Raw genomic sequence first — 17,991 nt, 5'->3', positions numbered from 1 at the left:
GCAGATATATGAAGCAATCTAAACGATTTTCTATCGATGAGCGTGTTTTGAAGTGGACAAAGCGCCATAAAAGAAGGAATTCCATATATACCGGCTTGATATTAATTATAGCGATCATTTTGTTAGTATTTGTATTAAAGCAACAGGATTTTGAACCTGTTAAAGCTATGAATAAAGGAAAAGATGAAATTAAGCTAACATATCTAGGTAATGTGGAATTAAACAATCATACAAGAAAAAACAATATTAATGATACTTTTAGTGCTGTCGAAAACATGTTGAAAGATAGTGATTATTCTACAGCAAGCTTGAATTTAACCAAGTTTTCAGATGATAGAAAAACAAATATTAATAAAAATTTAGAAAATGTAATGTTTTTAAAAAGCTTAAATATTAAAAGTTTAAATATTATAAATCAAGTTACTGATAACATTACAGCAAGAGATTTTAGTAAAGCTGTTGAGGCACAAAATGGATATAATTTTTTAACTGGTAATGGTTCTAATCCTATCAACAGTAAAACAGTACAACAAACAGTAAAAGGTAAAAAAGTAGCTAATGTTTCCTTTACAGACGTTGAGTCTGATTACACAGATCCTTTAAAAAACACTACATCCATTAGCTTGGAACCTAATATTTATGTTCCATTAATAAAAAAATTGAAAGAAAAAAATGATTATGTAGTCGTTAATGTGGACTGGGGTATAACCGATGAAAGGTCAGTAACAACAAGGCAAAAACAGTATGCACACTCACTCGTAGATGCAGGTGCTGATGTCATCGTCGGACATAACACAGTTGTTCAGGAAATTGAAAATTATAAAGATGCCAGCATTTTTTATAGTTTAGGTAATGTAACTTCAGAAGGTTTTTTATCAAAAAATAAACAAGGTTTAGCTGTACAACAGAATTGGAACGGTAAAAATTCTAAATTCATGATTACGCCTATCAAATCAGTGGGCGGTAAATTGACTAAATCTACACCTAACAAAATTGAAGAAACAAAATTATTAAATAATATTAAAGGTGACAATATAAATCTTAAAAAAGAGAATGGAGGTTATACGTATGAACATTAAAGATCATTGGGTAAGTATTACAATAATTGCAGTTGTGTTGATAATATTCTTACTAATTGTATTCGCTAGAGCGAACGAAGGTTTAGACCGTTATGAACAAAATGAACTTAAATCTTCACACCATCAATATTTATCTAAAGGAGCTTAGCTATGAGTATTTATAATAAAAAAACGCTCATCGTAATATTACTCCTTACTATTATCATATCCTTTGCATTTTATATGATTACAAAAAAGGATAATTATGATAAAGATGATTTATATGAAAATAAAATTGCGGATCATCAACAAGACATATCGGATAAAAATTACGGTGTAGCTTCAAATAATCCGATTGCTACACGTGTTGGAGAAAAAATATTGAAAGATGGTGGTAACGCAGTTGACGCGTCAATCGGAGTGTCATATGCCCTTGCTGTCACTGAACCACACTCTTCTGGCCTAGGCGGTGGAGGTGCGATGCTGGCTTACGATGGTCAAGAAAATGTTGCACCAAAACAATGGCAGTATAAAGATATTTCTTCTTTTAATTACAAGCAAAAAGATAAAATTGGTGTTCCAGGTTTCGTTCGAGGTCTTGAAGACGCTCATAAAGAGGCAGGAAAAATGGATAGAAAGAAAATCATGAACTATGTTATTCCTTTAGCTGAAGAAGGCTTTGAAGTTGATTCAGAATTAGAAAGAAGTTTGAAACTATATGGTTCAGATGTAGATAGAGATTCACCTTTCTTTGAAGGAGAGCAAACCAAAAGAGAAGGTGATGTCATTAAGCAACCAGCTTTAGCTAAAACATTAAAAGGTATTAGAGATAACGGTCCTAATTATTTCTATGATAAAGTTGGTAAAAGTATCACTAAGCAAACGGATGACAAACTAACCGAAAAAGATTTCCAAAGTTATAAAACAGAGAAAAAAGAGCCAGTAAGTACAGACTATTTAAATAATAAAGTTTATGCTGCATCTAATCCTTTAGGAGGATCACTGATGCTACAAGGTTTAGAAATTGATGAAGCTACTAATAATCAAGCAGCTCAAGGTGATCGTTTGGATTATATCACTGGTATTTTAAAATCTAGAGACTTGATGTATCGAAATAGGGATATTGTAAATGGGCAAGATGAAGACTATGATGAATATCTTTCCCAAGATTACCTGTTAGGTAGATTAAATGAAATTAATTTTGAAAGTAATTTCAATACAAATAACATCGATAATACGAGCACAACACACTTTGTGGTTGTTGATAAAGATGGACAGTTGACAAGTACAACGAATACGTTAGCAAGCTTCTTTGGTTCAGGGGAGTATGTAAAAGAAGGATTCTATATGAATAATTCATTAAGTAACTTCTCTTCTAATCCATCTAGTCCAAACTATGGTGCTAAGCATAAGCAACCACGCTCATTTACTTCACCGAGCATCGTAGTTGGACCTGATTATTACATGGGTATAGGAACGCCAGGTGGTAACAAAATTCCGACTACGCTCAATGAGGTTATTATTGATTACTTACGTAGCGATGGCACACTACAAGATTCTATTGATAAACCACGTTTTTATAACGATGGAGGAAAAATCTTTTACGAAAATGCCACAGATCAGCAAGATATAGACATTTTCAAAAGTTTAGGATTTGAAATTGAAGAAAAACGTAATGACCCTAACTTTGGTAGTGTACAAGCTGCACTATATAATAAAAATGATAAAACAGTAGAAATCGGTCATGATGTGGGTAACAGGTAGATTTTTTTAAAAAATGTATAAAAAAAAGTCCAAGGCATCAAATGATGTCTTGGACTTTTTTATTGAGTTTTAATTTCTATCATTCATGTACTGTGCTTATTTGAGAAATTATTATATAACGTACGCGCAAAGATAATAACTACAACAATTGCACCTATGTAACCTACAAATGGGTATATAATGGAAACTAATTCTCCAAAAGGTAAAGTACCACAAATAATAAAAATAACACCTAACACAACTGTAACAGGCACGCTAAGTTTTGCTGGAAAAATTTTCATAAATTCATTTTTAACTAACCAATACATTGGGGCAGTTGTAGAATAAATACCCAATAAAATACATACTGAAAATATAAATGCTATCAATGGCGCAATCGTATTACCTAAATAAAGTACAGGAACCTCTAATTCAAATACATGATCAGAATGCACTAATAGTGCAATAATCATTACAACCACAGTTAGCATCAACACAGAGCCACCAACAATACCTGTAATGCCTGCTTCTTTTCTACTATTAGATTGTTGACCAAGCTGTGAAAAGAAAATACTTCCTGCTAAGATGTTATAACAGAAAAATAAACCGCCAGCTTGCCACCAATGTGTTGTTGGTTGTAAATTTTTAGCGCTTTCTGGTAAATAGAGCATATTAGATAAATTACCGATATTTGAGAAAAAGACAATTAGACAAATACCTATTGTCAAGATGACGATAATCGGACCTACAGTACCAATAATATCAACCAATTTTTTTAAACCTAAAATCACTGTAATCATTGCAATAATGCCCATACCTAGTACACCAACTAGATTGGGAAGATGGAATTGCTCTGCAACTACAGCTCCTGTACCAGCAATCATGATGACAACAATGCTAAAAATAAAAATAATTGTAAAGTATTCAATCATTGTTCCCAGGATATTGCCACAATAATACTTAAATATTCTGCCAGGTTGTTTTAATTGAAGATCAAATCCCTTCATCATTAAAGTTGAACCAAGTAAACAGAACAATAATGCGCTAACTAAAGCTCCGAATATACCATATATGCCAAAGGAAGCAAAAAATTGCATCACTTCTTGTCCTGTTGCAAAACCAGATCCTATGAGATAAGCGATGTAAGCACCGCTAAGTTTTATAATATTTGTGAGTTTAATTTGTTGTTGCATCATTGATTCCCCCAATTTTACCAACCTTGACCAGCAATGTCGTAATTATCTAATTTTCCAGATGCTAAATCTTCAATTGCAGATTCTAAGACATTTAATGCCGTATCAAGTTGGTTATACGTTATGACTAATGGAGGTTGGAAACGCAGTACGTTTCCAGCTACTGCAATAATCACAACGCCATTATCAAAACAGCGATTACAAACTTTTAATGCCGCTTCCGCATCACGTGTTTTACTATCTTTATCAGCAACGATATCAATACCTATCGACAATCCTTTGCCTCTGACGTCCCCAACTGCTTCGAATCGTTCGATCCACGTATCCATGCGTTTGCGTACATATTCACCTTTTTCTGTACTCGCTTGAAGTAAATGCTCATCCTCAATCATACCAATTGTAGCCAAGGCCGCTTCACAGCTTACTGGGTTAGCTCCTGTTGTAAACAAATGTGCTGGCGCTTCTAATGTGTCCATGATTTCAGCACGTCCTATAATTGCAGACATAGGTAGTCCACCTGCTAATGATTTTCCAAAGGTAATCAAATCCGGTTCAATATGATAATGTGAAACTGAACTCCATTCGCCAGTTCGACCAAGACCTTGTTGGATATCATCCACTGCTAATAAAATGCCATGTGTCTTGCATAAATCTTGTAAAGCTTCAAAGTAGCCATCTATTGGCTCTAATAATCCCCCGTCACCTTGTATTGTTTCAATAATGATACAAGCTACTTCATCAGCAGGTACATACTTTTCAAACATTTCTTTAAGTGGCGCGAGGTATTCATCAACGGTGTTAGCGTTTGGACTACCAAACATGCCTCTGTAGCTATCAGGGAATGGAATATGATAAAAGCCTGGCAACATTGGACCATATTTTTTTCTCATGTTTAGGCTTATTGCGGACATCGATAATGACCCATAAGTAGATCCGTGGTAAGCATTCACGAAACTGATGATATAAGGTCTTCCTGTATATGCTCTTGCAAGTTTTACGATACCGTCATTTGCATCTGAACCAGAAAGTCCGAAAAGAACACGTTTTTCGTAGTTTCCTGGTGCGATTTCACAGAGTTTCTTAGCAAGTTTAACTAAAGGCTCATGATACATATAAGCAGGCGTATAGTGTATGAATTTATCTACTTGTGATTTAATAGCATCTGACACTGGTTGGGGTGCATGCCCTACATTTTGTGAGCTAGCACTAGCAAGTAAATCGATATATGTATTGCCGTCCATATCAACAAGTGTTGCACCATAACCATGAGAAATAGCTAATGGATAATATTTTATTCGTCCTGGTTTAGCAAAATACTGACTATCTTCATTGATTAATTGAGTGGCTTTTTCCATTCTGTCCATAAATATCATTCCTCCCATGTATTACTCAATATAAATTGGTTTAAAAGTTATACAAATTCAATTCGCACCTTTAACTTCATATCCCGTTTTTTAAAGAGTGAGGTGTTATTAAATATGTTTTATATAATTTCATTAATATTCTTAAATATAATGAAATGGTGATACGTATGAATATACTAAGAAAATTCGGAATTGTAAATATATTCTGAAAATTTAAAGTTGAATAACACTTAAAATTTGTAATATGACACATATAATCTTGCGTAATGCATTGTGTGAAGACAAAATATACATTTATTAAAATTTTAGAGAAATGATGTATTGATAATTGGGCAAAACATAGGGAAGATGAAATATATAAAACTATGAAATGGATAGTTAGGTTTTGAGAAGTTTTTCGTTTATAATATAAATGATATGAGCGATACAATTCGATGTAATTGATAATTGTTTTCAATTATAGTATCTTGAGTCTACACTAATGTTATAGCATAGTCATGTTTACTTGTATTAATAATATTTATCGTTATATGTAAAGAGGGAGTTTTAGATGAACAATAGTAAGATAGAAGTTAAAGATTTAATAAATATAGGACTCTTTACGGCTATATATTTTATTTTTATAGCACCTCCTGGCATTTTAGGTATTATACCTATATTCATGTTATTGCTTCCTGCAATGGTTGGTTTAGTAGGTGGCATACCTATTATATTACTAATATCAAAAGTTCAAAAATTTGGTGCATTGACAATATGCGGAACGATTGTAAGTCTTATTTTAGCTATTATGGGACATCCATGGATTGCGTTGGTATTTAGTATTCCTGTGATATTATTAGCTGATGGCTTAATGGCTATGAAACGTTATAAAAGTTGGAAACACAATTGTTTAGGGTACATTCTCTTTTCCTTTTGGCCCATTGGTACATTTATACCATTTTACTTTATGAGAAATTCATATTTATCCTTTATTCAAGATAAATACGGTATTGAATATGAGCAAACGGTCGCCACTTTATTTTCTGTAGAAATGATACCAGTTATTATTATTACTACAATCATTGGTGCATGGATCGGCGTTTATATAGCAAAATTAATTTTAAAAAAACATTTCAAACGTACAGGTATGATTTAACATGTATAGTCAAACGATCCCACAAAGCCACTTACTAAATTTAGATCCTAGAATTAAAATTGCGCTTATCTTGATGATATCACTCGTTGCATTAACAGGCGGCGTTACAGGTGTTGAAGTGTATTTAAGGGCAGTAATCATACTTGTGCCAGCATTATTATTATTATGTATTAAAAAATATACTATAGGGCTAGTCATCTTGATATTAACTGTGATGGCGTGGTATGGAGAAGCGTTTGTAACGATTGATGGTAACCAAGTTGCTACATTGTTAATTTTTGTACCGGCAGGCATCATAACACGTTTTTTACCATCCCTCGCAATGGGCTATTATATATTTAAAACCACACAAATTGAAGTGCTAATAACAGGTTTAGAACGAATGAAATTGTCTAGAAAAATCACGATTCCAATTGCCGTTATGTTTAGGTTTTTACCGACAATTAGAGAAGAATCGGCTGCTATAAAGGATGCTATGAAGATGAGAGGTATATCTTTGAAAATTGCTTTTATACATCCAATACAATATGTTGAATATCGAGTTGTTCCATTACTAAACAGTGTTGTGAAAATTGGTAACGAATTAACTATTGCTTCAATTACACGTGGGTTGAATTTAACGCATAGACGTACATCAATCATTTCGCTTAAAATACGTTGGTTAGATTGGTTGTTGTTAGTGTTAATACTGTTCTTTTGTATCATTTATTATGTAATGTGAGGGTAGGATATGATTCAATTTAAAGACGTATCTTTTAAATACGATGAAAGCAAAAGTAAAATATTAAATAATATTAACCTTACTATTGATGATGGTGAGGTTATTTGTTTAACAGGAACTTCAGGTTGTGGAAAAACAACTTTAACAAGGTTGCTAAATGGTATTATTCCTAATTTTTATAAAGGACAGATAGAAGGTCAAATTTTAATAAATCATAAAGATGCACAGCAACAAGATGTTTATGAGTTAACACAGCAAAGTGGTTCAGTTTTCCAAAATCCAAGATCACAATTTTTTTGTTTGAATACGACTAGTGAACTGGCATTTGAACTTGAAAATTATGGTGTATCAGCTAGTCGGATTATGACACGAATCAAAGAAACCGCTGAACAGTTTAATTTTAAACACCTTTTAGATAGGGATATATTTAATTTGTCTGGCGGTGAAAAACAATTGCTAGCTTGCAGTGCTATTCAAGTATATGGTCACGAATTGATTATTTTGGACGAGCCATCGTCAAATTTAGATTTTAATACAATGTTAAAGTTACAACAAATGATCGAAACTTGGAAAGCGGAAGGTAAAACAATTATTATTGCTGAACATCGATTACACTATTTAACTAAAATAGCTGACCGTTTTATGATAATGGATGACGGAAAAATAAGTGCAATTTATGAAAATGAACAATTTAATAAGTTATCAAATAAACAATTAGCAAAGCTAGGATTAAGAGCTATTCATTTAGAACAATTGCAAGTAAAAACTAAAGTGAATAATAAAGTGGGTTACTTAAGTTTACAAAATTACTATTTTAGATATAAGAGAAGGCAAAAATTAGCTTTAGATATAGATGATATCAGTATCAGTAAGGGAAAAGTGACAGCGATTATTGGCCATAATGGTTCAGGTAAATCAACATTTGCGCGCTGTCTAACTGGAGTCGAGAAAAAATTTAAAGGGACTATTAATACTGGAGAAAAGTGGGTAACACCACAACAAAGTCTTGCAGAAGCTTATTTGGTATTTCAAGATGTTAACAATCAATTATTTGCTGAAAGTGTGGAAGAAGAACTGAGGTTAAGTAATCCAACTTTAAATGATGAGACAATTAAGCGGTGTTTGCAAAACTATAGTATTTCTGAACATCTAGACAGACATCCTTTGTCACTATCTGGAGGTGAGAAGCAGCGTTTAGCTATTGCTAGTGCAGTAGAAACGAAAAGGGATATATTGATTTTTGATGAACCTTCTAGCGGTTTAGATGGTCACCATATGCGGGAAATGAGTACAATTATTAACCAATTGGCAAATGAAGGACACACAGTATTAGTTATAACTCATGATTATGAAATGTTACTCGCTTGTGCAGATGAAGTGCTTCATTTAGAAAAAGGAAAAGTAAAAAAGCAATATGAAATTAACAACGATACAATTGAATATTTACAATCATTTTTTAATATCATTTGAAAAATACAAGATGTAAATAATTAAACGAGATAGATATTATTGATATCTATCTCGTTTGTCATGTTTTTAATGTATTTTTGATAAATCAAGAATTAATCGGAAACATGATATATTTTATTTCTGATTTTGTAACTGTAATAGTTAGTAAATTATGATAACTATGCATCGTTAACTTAGAAAGTGGAGTATTAGCCTTGTTGATTTGTTCGAGAATTTTGGAATCAATAGCGCTTAAGTCCAGGTTATTTGGGATCAAATGTGAAATGATACCGTGATTTTCGTTAAGCACTCGTGTGTAAACTGGAAAATCAGTGATGTAATTATGAACGATATTTGCAATTAGGTCAGATGTTGGTGTTGAATAGTTTAAACTATTAAATAATAGCATGTGAAAATGATGTTTAGATTTACCAATTAAACCATAAGGGAATTTAGCGATATGCAAATTTAAAAAAGGTTTTAATAAACTGAAAACGTGAACGATTGGCATGGTACTACAATTATGATTAATCAGCATAAATTGTTCATCATCTTCAGAAAAATATGGAAATGCAAAGCCACCAATTAATGTTTGAAAATCAATTAGCAAATGCATCAGTAAGATATGTGGTGAAATGGACATATCTTTATAATAATGTTTTAAATTGGAATGTGTGAGATTATTAAAAACCACTTTTTTGGCAATAGTTGGATGTAATTGGTTTAAAAATAACATAATGGTCTGATGGGTATCAAAAGCATTATCAGCGTTGAACCAGTTTCTTGATATAATGTTTTTTAGTAAATACCAATCTGTATCAATGAAATAAAAATCAGCATTTAATGAACTAATATTTTTTTGAAATCTTGAAAAGTTGCCACTGTTTTCCAAGATATGTCCAACATTAACCGCACATTTTATAGTGGGGAACTGTTGTTTAAAGTTATCAATTAATCTTTGATCATTTTTAAATGTTTTATGGTTTGTTTCAATAAGTAAACTAACATTTGAAATATGTTCATTAAGCAGCGTTAATGAAGTCAATAGTTTTATAATTTGGTAATCAATTGATTGTGAAAAGGATGGATTATCAACTTTCAAAGTTATTTCAAAACCTTTGATAAGCAATTGTTTGATTGCTGCAAATACATTGTGATGGTCTAATTTGTTTAAATCATCGAAATTAGTGTGAAGTAAAATTAAATTTGGTTTTGAAATTAGCGATAGCATATTAATTGAAAAAGTAGATTGATTAAATGAGATTAACTTATGTAAATCATTAAACGTGATAAAAGTACGTGTCATATTAAATTTCTGAGTATACTTCAGTTTATTCAAGACGATTTGATTAGACGAAATATGTTGATTATGAGAAAAATTATATAATTTGTTGGTAGTCTTGCTTAAGTTGGGAGTGCTTAACGAAACTTGGTATAGTGAATTTAAATCATTTTTTCTGAATTGATGAATATAGAATTTTGGCGGCATCTTTATATAGAATTTGAAATTTTTAGAATATGTACTAACATTAGTGAAACTATATTTTAATGCGACGTCGTAAATGCTTTGTTCTTTCTCTAATAAATCAAATAAAGATAATGCAATTTTAAGAGAACTTGTATATTGTTTGAAGTTCATATTTAATATTTTGGAAAATAAAATAGATATATATGATTGTGATATATAAAAAGCATTAGATACTTGTTTTGTAGTTAAAGGTTCATTGATGTGTTTATGTATGTATTGAGTCAAACGTTGAACCAGAGGGTGTTTAGTATACAAAATAGGTAAATATTGATCGTCTAAATCAACTTTTGCTTCTTTAAGTAAAAACTCAATAATATTAGATATATAAAGATGCATACATTTTCTATTTTGAGTATGATTCTGTAATTTTTGCAAAACTAAGTTTCGAAATTGCTCTATATATTTAATTTGTTTGATATCAAACAAAGCATTAGCGATGGATTTATCTTTTTCTATAAATAAAGGTAATGGAATCTTAAGTTCTATTAAATTATCAATATCGATATATTGATAAAGGTCTGCATTATTGATTATACAAGCGTGATCAATAGTTATCATCGATCCATTTAAATTTATTTTACATGATTTATTTATAGGAATTAAAATAATAATTTCATTTATGCATCTTGCCAACTCAGTCATATAATGATTTTTTATTGATAGAGAGCTTATCACAAAGATCACCTTTACTTTATTTTGTTACACTCACAATTAAATGATTAACGTTATTGTACAACCGACACAGACAAAATAGTTAGGTTACAAATAAAGTTTGTTAAAATGATATTAAGAATTAATAATTCGTATTTTGGATATGAGTATAGATAGAAAAATCACTATTTTGGAAAATAAAATGCCTTTTGAAGTAATAAAATGATAGGTTTCTATTTAATTTACTCGAAAATTAAAAAATCTCAATATTAATGATAGCGCTTGCATTTATTATGGTGAATATATATAATGAATCTAGCTGACATGAATAAGTCGAAGCAAATAACTTAAACGTTTAAGGTGAGTGGCATGGAAAAAAATAAACCTACACTTCATGATGTAGCAAAAGTTGCTGGGGTATCAATTGCGACCGTTTCCAATGTATTGAATAACAAAAGTACTGAATTAGGTAAAAAGACGAGGCAGAAAGTATTAGATGCAATTGATAAATTGCATTATGAACCGAATCAATTTGCAAGAAGTTTAAAAACAGGGCAGTCTAATTTAATTGTTTTTATTGTACCTGATCAAAATCCTTTTTTTACTGAGATACTGACAGAATTAAACAACGAATGTCAAAAACATCAATTGCATGTAGCTGTTGTGTCGTCTGAGGAAAACGAGTTAAGACAACAAGCGTTGATAGAAACATTTATCGCGCAAAATGTAAGCGCTATTATATTAGTTCCAGTGAAGTCTAAATTAAAATTTAAGAAAGAGTGGAGCCAAACACCTATCTTGACTATAGATAGGAAAGTAGATGGTACATATTTACCTTCTATAAGCGTGGATAACAAGAAAGCAGCGTTTGATGCAACTCAGAGAATTATTGATAGTACCTGTAAAAATATAGGGTTACTGTTAGCGAATCCTGATATAAGCACAACGTCAGAACGGAAATCTGGATATGAACATGCGTTGAAAAAAAATAATATTAAGTTAGATGAGCAACTCATTTATTATAGCAATCAGCAATTGGGTACGGATGCACAAATTGACAGTGGGTATCATGCGACTAAATCATTAATTAACAAACAGGTTCAAGCTGTTGTGGCAACTAATCATTTATTGTTATTAGGTGCTTTACAAGCAATAAAAGAAAGTGGCAAAAAAATTTCTCAAGATATGATTATCATTGGTTTTGATGATAGTTACTGGAATGAAATTTATACTCCAAAATTATCTGTCATTTCACAACCTACAAAAGAGATAGGTCGTGTCGCAGGCGAAATGATCAATCATCTAATTCAAGGGGAAAATGTCTCTTCGATTGAACTAAATACAAAACTAATCATACGTGAATCTTGTTCATTTATAAAAGATAAGTCATTATGATAAAAACTAAAATGTATTCCAAGTCTGATACTTGTTGATTGTTGTTATGATTATATACATTGGAGTAGATATTGTATTATGAATTGTTTAACCAAGACGGGTTTTTGAAATCATTTGATTTTAATCCCGTTAACTTAATCGCTAAAACTTAAACGTTTAAGATTATTTTAGTTATATTTTTAAATAAGGGGGAAATATTTTGAATAACATTACAATTTCTAAAGATAGTCCAAAAACATGGATGGGAATCCCGAAAATTATTTTTATTGCACTTATAGCTATATTTATTTTTATGACAGGAGATGGGATCGAACAGGCATTTTTATCAAAAAATATTGTTGATATCGGTTTTTCTGGTGGTCAAGCTTCCTTAGTGTTTACAGTCTATGGCGTGATGGTAGTTGTGGGTTCTTGGTTAGCGGCTGTTTTATCTGATGTTTACGGTCCTAGGAAAATAATGGCTTTAGGAACAATAATATGGTTAATTTTCCACGTGCTTTTTTTAGTGTTTGGAATAGGAATGGAAAATTTGCCTATGATGTTAGTGTTATATGGTATTAGAGGATTAGGTTATCCTTTGTTTTTATATGGTTTCTTAGTATGGGTAACCTATATCACTGATAAAGCAAGATTAGCCACAGCAATTGGTTGGTTTTGGGCAATGTTCTCAGTTGGAATGGGGGTAATTGGTACTTATTTACCTAGTTTCACTATTCCATTTATAGGTTTTAATGGAACACTATGGATGTCATTAATATGGATTTTTATAGGAGGTTTAATTGCATTTATCGTTGTAGGAAAACGGGATGTAAAGCCGAATATAACGCTTTCGGTTAAACAAAGATATACTAAAGTATTAAAAGATATCGGCGTAGTTTATAAGAATCCAGAAATTATTAAAGTCTTTATCGTACGCATCATTAATCAATTGTCTTTGTTTGGGCTAGTTATTATCTTTCCAGTATTATTCACGGAAACTATTGGATTTTCAATGCAACAATGGTTATGGACATGGGGAACAATGCATGTGACGTGTATCGTTGGTGATGTAGTTTGGGGTATTATTGCTGATAAAATTGGTTGGAAACGTCAAGTGATGTTATTTGGTTGTATTGGTTGTGGCATCACGACATTATTATTTTATTATTTACCAATACTTAGTGGTGATGTGTTTGCAATTGCAATTTTATGTGCAGTATTATTCGGTATTACACAATCAGCATTTGTACCTATTTTTGCAATTTTTACAGCTTTAGAGCCTGATCATATTGGTGCTACACTTTCTTCACATAATCTTGCTGCTGGATTGAGTAATTTTATTGCACCATTAATTGCCACGCTTATATTACCGTTATTCAACGAAGTTGGCGTCGTATGGGCTTTTGCTATTTGTTATTTCATAGGTGCAGCAATCACTTATTATATTAAAGTTCATCAACCAGGCATTGGGGACGATAAAGTTGAAGCATTAAATGCACAAATTGAAAATTATTAAGAAAGGAAGATGTAAATTGGAACAGGTTGTACTTGGTATAGACCTAGGTACGAGTTCAGTGAAAATTATTGCTGTGAATAAAAGCGGTCATGTTATTGAACAATCAAGTATTCCTTTGAAATTGAGTCAGCCATATATTGGCTACAGTGAACAAGATCCTGAATCATGGGTGGAGGCAGTAAAAGAAGGTATAAAAAAGTTAATAAATACAGAAACAATGACAAATAAACGTATTAGTGCCCTTTCGTTTTCTGGACAAATGCATGGTTTAGTACCACTGGATAAAACATACCAACCTATTAGAAATGCAATACTATGGAATGACACTAGAACTACTAAACAATGCGAGGAATTAGAAAACAAATTTGGGAAGACACTTTTAAATAATCCTATACTTGAAGGTTTTACATTACCTAAACTTTTATGGATGAAACAGAACGAACCAAATTATTGGCAACAATTAGAAGTGTTTTTGTTACCTAAAGATTATGTACGCTATCGACTAACAGGTCATATTGCTATGGAATATAGTGATGCAGCAGGTACGCTTCTTTTCAATCCAAAAACAAATGACTGGGAAAAAGAAATTGGGGACAAGTTGGAACTTGGTGATATATACCCACCGTTAGTACAGTCGCATAGTTATGTAGGTAATGTTTCAGAAATAGTTAAAAAAGAACTAAACATTAAAGAAGATATTGCTGTTTTTGCTGGTGGTGCAGATAATGCATGTGGCGCTTTAGGTTCAGGTGTTATTAATGAAGGTCAAACGTTATGTAGTATAGGAACTTCAGGTGTGATTTTATCGTGTACTACAAATAATCAAGTAGATTATGGACATAACATTCACTTCTTTAAACATGCCATGCCTAATATGTCGTATGCAATGGGTGTCACATTAAGTGCAGGTCATAGTTTAAATTGGCTCAAAGAAAAGCTTTTTAAAGCATATTCATTTGATGAAATCTTGAATTTTGCTGAGAAATCTACTATTGGAGCAAATGGTTTGTTGTTTTCACCATACATTCAAGGTGAGCGAACACCACATGGTGATGCATATATTAGAGGAAGTTTCATTGGGATAAATAGTAATACAGAAGAAGCGGATTTTGCACGAGCTACAGTGGAAGGTATTACTTATTCACTATATGAATCCATTGCATATATGAGAGAAAACGGTAGGCATATTGATGAAATTATTTCGATTGGTGGTGGCGCTAGAAGTAGTTTTTGGTTACAAATGCAAGCAGATATTTTCAATACTCAAGTCACTGGATTGAAATATGAAGAAGGCCCAGGTGTAGGAGCAGCCATGTTAGCTGCATATGGATTAGGTTGGTTTAATACAATGCAAGCATGTGCTGAAACATTTATAGCGCTAGGAGAGACATATAAACCTAATATAGAAAATCATAAAAAATATAAACAGTATTTTGAAATTTATAAGAATATATACGCTCAGACCAAAACGATAACAGAAAAATTATTAAAGATTAATTAACTATTAGGAGGAAATTAAAATGAATAATAATATTCCAGAAACTATGAACATTTCAATATTAAATAAACCATTTGAGATGGAACTTAAAGAAGTAGACGTTCCTAAATTAGGACCTACAGATGTTTTAGTAAAAGTGATGGCGGTAGGTGTTTGTGGATCGGATGTTCATTATTATGAACACGGTCGTGTAGGGGAATTTGTTGTTGAAAAACCATTGATTTTAGGACATGAATGTTCAGGAATCGTTGCTGATATCGGCTCAAAAGTAACACATTTTAAACCCGGGGATAGAGTTGCCATTGAACCTGGAGTTCCCTGTGGAGAGTGCGAATACTGTAAAGCTGGTAAATATAACTTATGTCCTGATGTTAAGTTTTTAGCTACGCCTCCTATTGATGGTGCATTTAGTCAATATATAAGTCATCCTGAGGGATTTTTATTCCATATTCCTGATGCACTATCATATGAAGAAGCAACATTAAATGAACCATTTTCAGTTGGCGTACAAGCATGTAAACGTGCAAAAGTTCAGCCAGGTTCCACAGTAGTAATAATGGGTATGGGCCCAGTTGGTTTGATGGCTGTTGTAGCAGCAAAAGCTTTTGGTGCTACAAGAATTATAGTGTCAGATCTTGAACAAATAAGATTGGATGAGGCATTAGAACTTGGTGCAACACATGTTATAAATATTAAAGAAGAAGATGTTATTACCCGTATCAATGAAATAACAAATCATAACGGTGTAGATTATGCTTTTGAAACTGCAGGTAATCCAACAGCCTTACAAAATGCACTAGCGGTCTTGAACAATGGCGGAACTTTAGCAATAGTTGGCTTGCCACAACAAGAAAATATTGAGTTAAATATACCTTTTATCGCTAACCATGAAATTAATGTTGTAGGTATCTTTAGATATGCCAATACTTATCCAATGGGCCTTGAGATGTTATCTTCAACTGCAGCTAATTTAAATACAATGTTTACCGATGCATATGATTTGGAAGATGCACAAGAGGCAATGGAAAGAGCAAGAACCAATAAAAGCGGATCATTAAAAGTTATGGTTTATCCTAATGGGAAATTAAAGTAATAGTATTATAAGAAGATCTAAAATCACTGCCTGAAAGTGATTTTAGATCTCTTTTCAAATGAGCAACTTTAGCACATTTGTTGAGAATGCAGTGCGATACCATTAGTGTTAATGGGTGCATAAAGTTTAATTCTGGGAATGGAATATAACTATGATGATAGATGGCAATAAAAGCCTAGAGATATAGCACGAAACATTCTCTTAGAATATTATATATCTTAAAATGTATTGTTACAATATAAAATTCAAAAAATTTAAAATAAATAAATGATATGCGTTATAAATAAAAAATAGGTGCTTATTTGTAGTGATATAAAATTAAGCTTTGAATTAATTGAAGAGCAATGATAATTACTTATTTTTTTGATAAAGTTCAAATGCTTTGTACAGAAATATTAGGGAAGATACAATTAAAAATAAAGTGAATAATCCGTTAAAAATAGGATTGCTGAAAAGTTGGAAAATAGTAACTGAACTTAATGATTCTAAAAATACTGAACCGGTTGTTTTTATTTGTAAGAAGTCAAAAGAAAGTAAAATCAAAGTAATCATCAACATGTAACCTACGGCGATAAAAAAGAGGTTTAGTAAATCTAATAGAAACATCCTTCTCATAACAACCAGCCTCCCTTCTTACTGTTCTATAACCGATTTGTAGTATAATAAAGCTATATTTAAAGAAATTTACAAAAAATTAATAAACGATAGAGTGAATATCTTTTCAATTGTCCTTATCAATTTACATAAAAATAAAAATGATAATAAACTGTTTGACTTTGTTGAAATGTGATAAAGAATAAGTAAATGTGTGTTTTGAATAGGAGGTTTAAAATGTATAAAGCAATTATTTTTGATGTTTATGGAACACTTTTTGACATGTCCTCTTTAAAAAAAGGTATGACGCAATTTGATGATGAACAAGCAACATCAATTTCAAAGATGTGGAGAAAAACGCAATTAAATCACATGTTTTTAAAACAAATTATGCAAAGATATATTTCCTTTGATGAGTTAACGAAAGAAGCTTTACGTTATACAATGGATGAACACAAAATACAATATGATCGTGAAGATATAAACAGGTTGTTTGATGCTTTTTTAAATTTAGAGTATTTTTACGAAGTACCTAAAATACTCGCGCAACTTAATAATATGAATATCGATGTTGGTATACTATCTAATGGAAATGATAACATGCTTAGACCATTGATTGATAATTCTGAGTTAGGGGAAAATATTAATACAGTTATGAGCGTTAATGAAATTAAACAATATAAACCCAGCCCTGCAAGTTATGCATTGATTTTGAAATATCATCATCTGAAAAGAGAAGAGATATTATTTGTTTCTTCTAATTCTTGGGATGTAACGGGAGCAACCAATTTCGGTTTTGATACAGCTTGGGTGAATAGACAAAATGGACATTTTGATTATAATGGACAAAATCCTACAATAACAGTTAACAATTTAAATGAATTAATTAATTGGTTAGAGATGAATAAATAAACATTTAAGATTGTCCAGAGAGTATTTACAGTCATTAAAAGTGAAAAATCATCATAGTAATTTGAATGAAAAAATGGATGTCAGTTTTGAATGTTTATACTATTTACTCTAGTTAAATATGTGATGGTAAAATTGAAAATGTTAAATACAAAATGGCTAATC

Annotated in this window: 14 protein-coding genes; 11 read left to right on the top strand and 3 right to left on the bottom strand. The window is 31.5% G+C overall.

The genetic code is table 11. The annotated features are described in order from the left end of the window. The first annotated feature begins 8 nt into the window (after positions 1-8). The 3 genes from KA833_RS00865 to KA833_RS00855 are packed head-to-tail and all read left to right on the top strand — an operon-like array spanning position 9 to position 2,822. Positions 9-1,079: a CapA family protein gene (locus KA833_RS00865; RefSeq protein WP_064209259.1), complete on the top strand. Its 1,071-nt coding sequence runs from the start codon at positions 9-11 to the stop codon at positions 1,077-1,079. Then, positions 1,069-1,227 carry a hypothetical protein gene (locus tag KA833_RS00860; protein WP_019470031.1) on the top strand — a complete coding sequence of 53 codons (159 nt, stop codon included), beginning with the start codon at positions 1,069-1,071 and terminating at the stop codon, positions 1,225-1,227. Before KA833_RS00865 ends, KA833_RS00860 begins: the two co-directional genes overlap by 11 nt. Positions 1,228-1,229: 2 nt before the next feature. Next, positions 1,230-2,822 (top strand): gamma-glutamyltransferase, encoded by a 1,593-nt coding sequence (locus KA833_RS00855; RefSeq protein ID WP_046206763.1) that lies wholly within the window; start codon positions 1,230-1,232, stop codon positions 2,820-2,822. 83 nt (positions 2,823-2,905) lie between these two features. Here the strand turns inward: KA833_RS00855 and KA833_RS00850 are convergent, their stop codons facing one another. Together KA833_RS00850 and KA833_RS00845 are read right to left on the bottom strand one after the other, a co-directional pair. Further along, positions 2,906-3,994, bottom strand: a complete 1,089-nt coding sequence (locus KA833_RS00850) for a YkvI family membrane protein (RefSeq protein WP_046206764.1) — start codon at positions 3,992-3,994, stop codon at positions 2,906-2,908. Positions 3,995-4,011: 17 nt separating this feature from the next. Continuing rightward, entirely contained in the window at positions 4,012-5,349 is a 1,338-nt protein-coding gene (locus KA833_RS00845) for an aspartate aminotransferase family protein (RefSeq protein WP_210128247.1), read from the bottom strand. Positions 5,350-5,908: 559 nt separating this feature from the next. Here KA833_RS00845 and KA833_RS00840 point away from each other — a divergent pair. Genes KA833_RS00840 through KA833_RS00830 form a run of 3 tightly spaced genes read left to right on the top strand, consistent with a single transcriptional unit; the run spans position 5,909 to position 8,684 of the window. Beyond that, positions 5,909-6,493: an MptD family putative ECF transporter S component gene (locus KA833_RS00840; RefSeq protein WP_046206765.1), complete on the top strand. Its 585-nt coding sequence runs from the start codon at positions 5,909-5,911 to the stop codon at positions 6,491-6,493. Between the two features lies 1 nt (position 6,494). Further along, positions 6,495-7,214, top strand: coding sequence for an energy-coupling factor transporter transmembrane component T (locus KA833_RS00835; protein ID WP_210128201.1), 720 nt, complete (start codon positions 6,495-6,497; stop codon positions 7,212-7,214). Between the two features lie 9 nt (positions 7,215-7,223). Beyond that, entirely contained in the window at positions 7,224-8,684 is a 1,461-nt protein-coding gene (locus KA833_RS00830) for an ABC transporter ATP-binding protein (protein WP_046206767.1), read from the top strand. A gap of 85 nt (positions 8,685-8,769) precedes the next feature. Here KA833_RS00830 and KA833_RS00825 read toward each other — a convergent pair whose 3' ends face one another. Further along, positions 8,770-10,749 (bottom strand): helix-turn-helix domain-containing protein, encoded by a 1,980-nt coding sequence (locus KA833_RS00825; RefSeq protein ID WP_210128202.1) that lies wholly within the window; start codon positions 10,747-10,749, stop codon positions 8,770-8,772. A gap of 462 nt (positions 10,750-11,211) precedes the next feature. Here KA833_RS00825 and KA833_RS00820 point away from each other — a divergent pair, with 462 nt between their 5' ends. From KA833_RS00820 to KA833_RS00800, 5 genes are all read left to right on the top strand, one after another. Then, positions 11,212-12,237: a LacI family DNA-binding transcriptional regulator gene (locus KA833_RS00820; protein WP_204179986.1), complete on the top strand. Its 1,026-nt coding sequence runs from the start codon at positions 11,212-11,214 to the stop codon at positions 12,235-12,237. 199 nt (positions 12,238-12,436) lie between these two features. Beyond that, entirely contained in the window at positions 12,437-13,732 is a 1,296-nt protein-coding gene (locus tag KA833_RS00815) for an MFS transporter (RefSeq protein WP_245336250.1), read from the top strand. 16 nt (positions 13,733-13,748) lie between these two features. Continuing rightward, on the top strand, positions 13,749-15,233 hold the full coding sequence (gene xylB, locus KA833_RS00810; RefSeq protein WP_245336249.1) for a xylulokinase: 1,485 nt from the start codon (positions 13,749-13,751) through the stop codon (positions 15,231-15,233). Between the two features lie 19 nt (positions 15,234-15,252). Then, positions 15,253-16,323, top strand: coding sequence for an NAD(P)-dependent alcohol dehydrogenase (locus KA833_RS00805; RefSeq protein ID WP_210128204.1), 1,071 nt, complete (start codon positions 15,253-15,255; stop codon positions 16,321-16,323). Positions 16,324-17,154: 831 nt separating this feature from the next. Continuing rightward, positions 17,155-17,829 carry a haloacid dehalogenase type II gene (locus KA833_RS00800; RefSeq protein ID WP_064209266.1) on the top strand — a complete coding sequence of 225 codons (675 nt, stop codon included), beginning with the start codon at positions 17,155-17,157 and terminating at the stop codon, positions 17,827-17,829. Positions 17,830-17,991: the final 162 nt, after the last annotated feature.

The organism is Staphylococcus sp. GDY8P67P (assembly GCF_017892545.1).
Taxonomy (GTDB): domain Bacteria; phylum Bacillota; class Bacilli; order Staphylococcales; family Staphylococcaceae; genus Staphylococcus; species Staphylococcus ureilyticus.
This window is presented reverse-complemented; position numbering and strand designations above follow the sequence as displayed.

Coding starts and splice junctions, on each gene's coding strand:
- KA833_RS00820 (WP_204179986.1), top strand. CDS start 11,212: ATGGAAAAAAATAAACCTACACTTCATGATGTAGCAAAAGTTGCTGGG.
- KA833_RS00835 (WP_210128201.1), top strand. CDS start 6,495: ATGTATAGTCAAACGATCCCACAAAGCCACTTACTAAATTTAGATCCT.
- KA833_RS00840 (WP_046206765.1), top strand. CDS start 5,909: ATGAACAATAGTAAGATAGAAGTTAAAGATTTAATAAATATAGGACTC.
- KA833_RS00825 (WP_210128202.1), bottom strand. CDS start 10,749: ATGATAACTATTGATCACGCTTGTATAATCAATAATGCAGACCTTTAT.
- KA833_RS00805 (WP_210128204.1), top strand. CDS start 15,253: ATGAATAATAATATTCCAGAAACTATGAACATTTCAATATTAAATAAA.
- KA833_RS00860 (WP_019470031.1), top strand. CDS start 1,069: ATGAACATTAAAGATCATTGGGTAAGTATTACAATAATTGCAGTTGTG.
- KA833_RS00845 (WP_210128247.1), bottom strand. CDS start 5,349: ATGGAAAAAGCCACTCAATTAATCAATGAAGATAGTCAGTATTTTGCT.
- KA833_RS00855 (WP_046206763.1), top strand. CDS start 1,230: ATGAGTATTTATAATAAAAAAACGCTCATCGTAATATTACTCCTTACT.
- KA833_RS00850 (WP_046206764.1), bottom strand. CDS start 3,994: ATGCAACAACAAATTAAACTCACAAATATTATAAAACTTAGCGGTGCT.
- KA833_RS00800 (WP_064209266.1), top strand. CDS start 17,155: ATGTATAAAGCAATTATTTTTGATGTTTATGGAACACTTTTTGACATG.
- KA833_RS00865 (WP_064209259.1), top strand. CDS start 9: ATGAAGCAATCTAAACGATTTTCTATCGATGAGCGTGTTTTGAAGTGG.
- KA833_RS00830 (WP_046206767.1), top strand. CDS start 7,224: ATGATTCAATTTAAAGACGTATCTTTTAAATACGATGAAAGCAAAAGT.